The organism is Pseudomonas sp. K2I15, from assembly GCF_002204795.1.
GTDB lineage: Bacteria > Pseudomonadota > Gammaproteobacteria > Pseudomonadales > Pseudomonadaceae > Aquipseudomonas.
The window spans coordinates 85987-92843 of sequence record NZ_NIXO01000024.1; the positions used below are offsets into that span (position 1 = coordinate 85987).

General features: G+C 61.1%; 5 protein-coding genes. 4 read left to right on the forward strand and 1 reads right to left on the reverse strand.

Annotated elements, in window-relative coordinates:
* Position 1: 1 nt before the first annotated feature.
* Together CEC48_RS16300 and CEC48_RS16305 are read left to right on the forward strand one after the other, a co-directional pair.
* A complete protein-coding gene (locus CEC48_RS16300; protein WP_088424666.1) occupies positions 2 to 952 on the forward strand; it encodes an alpha-E domain-containing protein in 951 nt (316 codons plus the stop codon).
* Entirely contained in the window at positions 949 to 1752 is an 804-nt protein-coding gene (locus CEC48_RS16305) for a transglutaminase family protein (RefSeq protein ID WP_088424667.1), read from the forward strand. Before CEC48_RS16300 ends, CEC48_RS16305 begins: the two co-directional genes overlap by 4 nt.
* 187 nt (positions 1753 to 1939) lie before the next feature.
* On the opposite strand, the gene CEC48_RS16310 is transcribed toward CEC48_RS16305, so the two are convergent.
* Positions 1940 to 2743: a cytochrome c gene (locus CEC48_RS16310; protein WP_088424668.1), complete on the reverse strand. Its 804-nt coding sequence runs from the start codon at positions 2741 to 2743 to the stop codon at positions 1940 to 1942.
* A 680-nt stretch (positions 2744 to 3423) separates the two neighbouring features.
* On the opposite strand from CEC48_RS16310, the gene CEC48_RS16315 reads away from it, so the two are divergent.
* Positions 3424 to 4629 (forward strand): acetyl-CoA C-acetyltransferase, encoded by a 1206-nt coding sequence (locus CEC48_RS16315; RefSeq protein ID WP_088424669.1) that lies wholly within the window; start codon positions 3424 to 3426, stop codon positions 4627 to 4629.
* Positions 4630 to 4645: 16 nt separating this feature from the next.
* On the forward strand, positions 4646 to 6793 hold the full coding sequence (locus CEC48_RS16320; protein ID WP_088424670.1) for a 3-hydroxyacyl-CoA dehydrogenase NAD-binding domain-containing protein: 2148 nt from the start codon (positions 4646 to 4648) through the stop codon (positions 6791 to 6793).
* Positions 6794 to 6857: the final 64 nt, after the last annotated feature.

The following is a 6857-nucleotide window of genomic DNA, read 5'->3' on the forward strand; positions in this document are numbered from 1 at the left end:
TATGTTGAGTAGAACTGCCTCGGATTTGTATTGGATGTCGCGCTACCTGGAGCGTGCGGAAAACCTCGCGCGGATGCTCGATGTCAGTTATTCGCTGTCGCTGATGCCCCAGGACGGGCGCGGTGATGGCCTGCATGAACTGGCGATGCCGCTGCTGATCACCGGTACCCTCGACGATTACCGCGAGCGCCACGGTGAACTGCACGCCGAGCGCCTGCTGCACTTCTTCGCGCTGGATGCCGCCAACCCGGCAAGCATCTACAGCTGCCTGGGTTCCGCGCGGGCCAGTGCCCATGCGGTACGTGGGCGAATCACCGCCGACATGTGGGAAAACATCAACGCCACCTGGCTGGAAATTCGCGACATCGCCCAGCAAGGCCTAAGCCGCTACGGCATGAGCCGTTTCTGCGAATGGGTCAAGGAACGTTCCCACCTGTTCCGTGGCGCCACCTACGGCACCATCATGCGTAACGACGCGTTTCGTTTTATTCGCCTCGGCACCTTTATCGAACGCGCCGACAACACCCTGCGCTTGCTGGATGCCCGCTACGAAATGGCCGGCGACCAAGCCGAAGCGGTCACCGATGGCACGGCCCACGCCTACTATCAGTGGAGTGCGCTATTAAGGGCATTGTCGTCGTTCGAGGCCTACACCGAGATCTACCGCGACGCCCCCGGCGCCCGGCAAGTCGCCGAATTGTTGCTGCTGCGCGCCGACGTCCCGCGGTCGCTGCGGGCGTGCAGTGAAGAGATCGACCAGATCCTTGGCAGCCTGCCCGGCGTCAACGGTCGCCCGGCCCAGCGCCTGGCGGCCGAGATGGACGCGCGCCTGCGCTATACCTCCATCGACGAAATTCTCGAGGAAGGCCTGCACGCTTGGCTGACCGACTTCATCCCGCTCGTGCGCGAGCTGGGCGATGCTATTTACAGTTCCTACCTGGAGGCGGCATGAGACTTTCCATCAGCCACGAAACCACCTACCACTACGAAGACCAGGTGCGTGCCAGCATCCAGTACCTGCGGCTCACGCCCCACGACAGCGAGCGCCAGCACGTCCTCAGTTGGCAGCTGGACCTGCCCCGGCCAGTACGGGCGCAACTGGACCCGTTCGGTAACATCCTGCACGTGCTGACCATGGACGAGCCCCACGAAGCCATCATCATTGGTGCTCGTGGCCAGGTGGACATCGACGAATTGCGCGAAGCCGAGCATGAAAGCCAGTCGGCCTTTCCGTTCCTGCGCTGCACCCGTTTGACCGAGCCGGACGAGGCCCTGCGCAGCTTTGCCGAAAAGCACTGCCACCAGCGCCGCGACCGCAGTGCGTTGATCGACCTGATGCATGCGCTGAACCAGTACATGACCTATTCGCCGGGTTCTACCGAAGTCGACACCTGCGCCGCCAAAGCCTTCGCCGGGCGTGCCGGGGTATGCCAGGACCACACCCATGCATTCCTTGCCTGTGCCCGTAGCCTGGGGATTCCGGCGCGGTATGTGTCGGGGTATTTGTACAGCGAAGACTGCGAGCACCTGGCCAGCCATGCGTGGGCCGAAGCCTGGCTGGATGACGCCTGGTACAGCTTTGACGTGACCAATCAACTGGCCCGGCCGGAGCGACATTTGAAGCTGGCGGTGGGGTTGGATTACCTGGACGCTTGCCCGGTGCGGGGTATGCGCCGTGGGGGAGGGCATGAACAGATGCATGCCAAGGTATTTGTGGCGCCGACACCGGTGATTTCGGTGCAGCAGCAGTAGGATCCTAGGAGAGAAGGCTTTCCGTGGCCGGAGAGCTTTATGTGGCGAGGGAGCTTGCTCCCGCTGGGCTGCGCAGCAGCCCCAAACCAGACGATTACATTTCTCCAGACAGACCTTGGTAGCCGGTTTTTGGGCCGCTTCGCAACCCAGCGGGAGCAAGCTCCCTCGCCACAGGTTTGCCGGAGCCTTAAGGCTGTTTTCTGCCTGCCATATGCTTCAAATACCCCACCAACAGATTCAGGTCCGCACCCGGCAGCACGCTCTCAGCAAACGCCGGCATCTTCGCCTGCGGCCAATGCCGCATGCTTTGCGGGTCGCGGATATAACGCTTGAGGAAATCCCCGGCGAAATATTCAGTGGGGTTGTAAGGAATATTCAGGTCCGGCCCCACCTGCGCATCGCCGGCGCCGTTCAGGCGATGACACGCCAGGCAGTTCTTCTGGAACAGCGCGAAACCCTGATTCACCGGATCATTCGCCGCCAGTTTCGGGTCCGGTAACAGTGCCGGAAAACGCTCGGCAACGGTCTTCAATTGCTTGATCCCCGAGATCTGAAACGGCCACTGCTCAGGGCTGATATTTCCCGCCTGCGGATTCGTCCACACCAGATAAAACGGCCCGGCGCTGGGCTTGCCATCCGCCAGCGGCGGCCATGGATGTGCCGGATCTTCCACGGCCAACCAGGCCTGCGCGCCGCTTTTTGAAAGCAGCGGCGCCGCCGTCAATTCCGCGGCAAAACCGTCGAGGGCCACCGCCTGCAGATGATTTTCCGGCTTGATGCCCGGTAACAGCGCCGCCAGCGGCACCGCGCGATAAGTCATGTTGCGCTTGTAGGAGACGTCATCAACGATCTGCACCGTCTGCGCGTCCGCACGCTTGAGCAGTTCGGTGGTTTCCCAGGTTTTGCTGGCGTGATCCAGCTCGATGGTCAGTTGCGCGGCAGAGACCGGCAATGCCAGCAGCAAGGTCAGGAGGACGATGATCTGTTTCAAGGAAGGGCCCGTGTTTGAGTGTCGATGCGGGTTCAAGATACCGCAAAACAACCTGAAACCGGCGCGCAAAACGGCAGCCCCTAACGGGATCGCTATGCGCAATATCCCGAAAGGTGCTGCCAAAGGCTGCGATCCTGGCGCTGTGTCTGCGCAGAATGTGGAGTGCGAGGGGTCACCCAATAACCTTGGTCAGATTGGGCAAGATCAGAATCAGGGTGGTGGCGAAAAGAATAAGTCCCGCCTGACGTACTTTCGAATGCTTGAACATGGCTGACTGCCTTTTTTTGTTATTCCTGAGCGTCAAATGCGTGCCGGTCGATTTAACTATGACGGTACTACATGACTCTTTTCTTACAGTTCCTACAGGTGCTCCAGCAAAACCCGGCAGCAACCGTTTACTTCTCTTACAGATTCAACCTTAGAGCCCTTGTTCTGCATGGCTTAGATCCATTTCATCTCATTCCATTAAGAGTTCTTATTAAAAAGGCATGAGGCCAATTGCCAGCCAGACGCCAGCCCTACGGCTAGACAGCTAAAACGATTAATCAGCCAATTCCCGTAGCCTCCTACCGTTCGTCTGAGCGTGACCGTCAAGGCCAATGAGCGGTTCGGTCATTGAATCCGGCGCCCCGGCGCCTAAGGTAAGGGCACGATTCGTTACACAGTGATTCGAGGACGTCATGACCCAAGCTTTGATCTTTGATGCGATACGCACGCCCCGTGGCAAAGGCAAGGCGGATGGCGCCTTGCACAGCGTCAAGCCGGTGAACCTGGTGGCCGGGTTGCTGACGGCGCTGCAACAGCGCACCGGCCTCGATACCCGGCAAGTGGATGACATCGTCCTGGGATGCGTCACACCGGTGGGCGACCAGGGCGCCGACATCGCCAAGACCGCCGCGCTGGTGGCGGACTGGGACGTCAGCGTCGCCGGTGTGCAGGTCAACCGGTTTTGCGCGTCTGGCCTGGAAGCCGTGAACCTTGGCGCGATGAAAGTGCGTTCCGGCTTTGAAGACCTGGTGGTGGTCGGCGGTGTCGAATCGATGTCCCGCGTGCCCATGGGCAGCGACGGCGGCGCCTGGGTGCTCGACCCGCAAACCAACATGCACAGCCACTTCACCCCGCAGGGCATCGGCGCCGACCTGATCGCCACGCTGGAAGGCTTCACCCGCCAGGACGTCGATGCCTTTGCCCTGCACTCACAGCAGAAAGCGGCGCGGGCAAGATCAGACGGATCCTTCAACAAGTCGCTGATCGCGGTGCAGGACCAAAACGGCATCGTGCTGCTGGACCAGGACGAATTCATCCGCGCCGACTCCACCCTCGAAGGCCTGGGTAAACTCAAGCCCAGCTTCGAAATGATGGGGCAGATGGGCTTCGATGCCACGGCATTGCGGGTCTACAGCCACGTCGAACGCATCAACCATGTGCACACACCGGGCAACAGTTCCGGGATCGTCGATGGCGCGGCGCTGATGCTGATCGGCTCTGAAGCCAAAGGTCGCGAGCTGGGCCTGCAACCCCGGGCGCGCATCGTCGCCACGGCGGTCACCAGCACCGACCCCACCATCATGCTCACCGGCCCGGCGCCGGCCACCCGCAAGGCGTTGGCCAAGGCTGGACTACGGGTGGAGGACATCGACCTGTTCGAGGTCAACGAAGCCTTTGCCTCGGTGGTGCTCAAGTTCATCAAGGACATGGGCATCGACGCTGCCCGGGTCAACGTTAACGGAGGCTCCATTGCCATGGGCCACCCGCTCGGCGCCACGGGCTGCGCGATTCTCGGCACCTTGCTCGACGAACTGGAGGTGCGCCAGCAGCGTTACGGCCTGGCCACTCTGTGTGTCGGCGGCGGCATGGGTATCGCCACCATCATCGAACGCCTCTGAGCCTAAGGAATTAGTCATGACTGATGCCATTCGTTACGAAAAGGGCCAGGACCAGGTTGTGGTGTTGACCATCGACATGCCCGGCCAGAGCGCCAACACCATGAACGGGGTGTATCGCGAGGCCATGGCGGTCACCGTCGCCCGGTTGGACGCCGAGAAGGATTCGATTGCCGGTGTGGTCATCACCTCGGCGAAAAAGACCTTTTTTGCCGGCGGCGACCTCAATGAACTGATCAAGGTCGACAAACCCTACGCCAAGGCTTTCTACGACAGCGTGTTGGTGTTGAAGGCGCAGTTGCGCACCCTGGAAACCCTCGGCAAGCCAGTGGTGGCGGCCATCAACGGCACCGCGCTGGGCGGTGGTTGGGAGATTTGCCTGGCGTGCCAGCACCGCGTGGCGCTGGACCACAAGTCAGTGCAGATTGGCCTGCCGGAAGTCACCCTCGGGCTTTTGCCGGGCGGCGGCGGTGTGGTGCGCATGGTGCGTATGCTGGGGCTGGAAAAGGCGTTGCCCTACTTGCTGGAAGGTAAAAAGATTACGCCGCAGCAGGCGCTGCAAGCCGGGCTGATCGATGAACTCGCGGCAGACCGCGATGAGCTGCTGGCCAAGTCCCGGGCGTGGATCCTGGCCAATCCAGAGGCGAAACAGCGTTGGGACATCAAGGGTTACCAGATCCCTGGCGGTACGCCGTCCAACCCGAAAGTCGCGCAAATGCTCGCCATTGCTCCATCGATACTGCGCGCCAAAACCAACGGCTGCTTCCCGGCCCCGGAGAAGATCCTCTGCGCCGCCGTGGAAGGCGCCCAGGTGGATTTCGACACCGCGCACCTGATCGAGACCCGCTACTTCACCGAGCTGGTCACCGGGCAAGTGGCGAAAAACATGATTGGCACCTTCTGGTTTCAGCTCAATGAAATCAACGCCGGCAGCTCGCGGCCCAAGGGCTTTGCGCCGTATGTGACGCGCAAGGTCGGCGTGCTCGGCGCCGGGATGATGGGCGCGGGCATCGCTTACGTCAGTGCGTCGGCGGGTGTTGAAGTGGTGCTCAAAGATGTCAGCCTGGCGGCGGCAGAGAAGGGCAAGGCACACTCGGCAGCGTTGCTGGACAAGAAGGTCAGCCGTGGGCAATTGACCGCCGAACAGCGGGAAACCATCCTCGCGCGCATTATTCCTACCGAATCTGATGCCGACCTTGCCGGCTGCGACCTGATCATCGAAGCCGTCTTCGAAGATCGAGAGCTGAAGGCCAAGGTCTCGGCTGCGGCGCAAAGCGTGGTCGGCTTTGAGGCGGTGATCGCCTCCAACACCTCCACCTTGCCCATCAGCGGCCTGGCCACGGCCGTGCCCGACCAAGGCAAGTTTATCGGCCTGCACTTCTTCAGCCCGGTGGACAAAATGCCCTTGGTGGAAATCATCAAGGGCGCCCGCACCAGCGACGAAACCCTGGCCCGAGGTTTCGACTTCGTACTGCAAATCAAGAAAACCCCGATCGTGGTGAATGACAGTCGCGGCTTCTTCACCTCGCGAGTGTTCGGCACCTTCACCAACGAAGGCATCGCCATGCTCGGCGAAGGCGTGGCCGCGCCGATGATCGAGACCGAGGCGCGCAAGGCCGGTATGCCTGTGGGGCCGCTGGCGGTCTCTGACGAAGTTTCCCTCAGCCTGATGAGCCATATCCGTCAGCAGACGGCCAAAGACTTACAGGCCGAGGGCAAGCCGCTACCCCAGCACCCGGCGTTTGCAGTGATCGATCTATTGCTCAACGAATACAAACGCCCGGGCAAGGCGGTGGGTGGTGGCTTCTACGATTACCCGGCAGGCGGGCAGAAACACCTGTGGCCAGAGCTGAAAAGCCGCTTTGAAAAGCCTGGCCAACGGATCTCGGCGCAGGACGTGCGCGACCGTTTGCTGTTCATCCAGGCCATCGAAACCGTGCGCTGTGTGGAGGAGGGCGTGTTGATGTCGACGGCCGATGCCAACGTCGGCTCGATCTTCGGTATTGGCTTTGCGGCCTGGAGTGGTGGGGCGCTGCAATTCATCAACCAGTACGGCCTGAACGACTTCGTCGCCCGCGCTCGCTACCTGGCCGAGCAATACGGTGAGCGCTTCACGCCACCGGCGCTGTTGCTGAAGAAAGCCGCACAGGGTGAAGTGTTTCGGTGATCAAAATGTGGGAGCGGGCTTGCTCGCGAAAGCGGTGGATCAGTTGATGCATTTGGTTACTGAC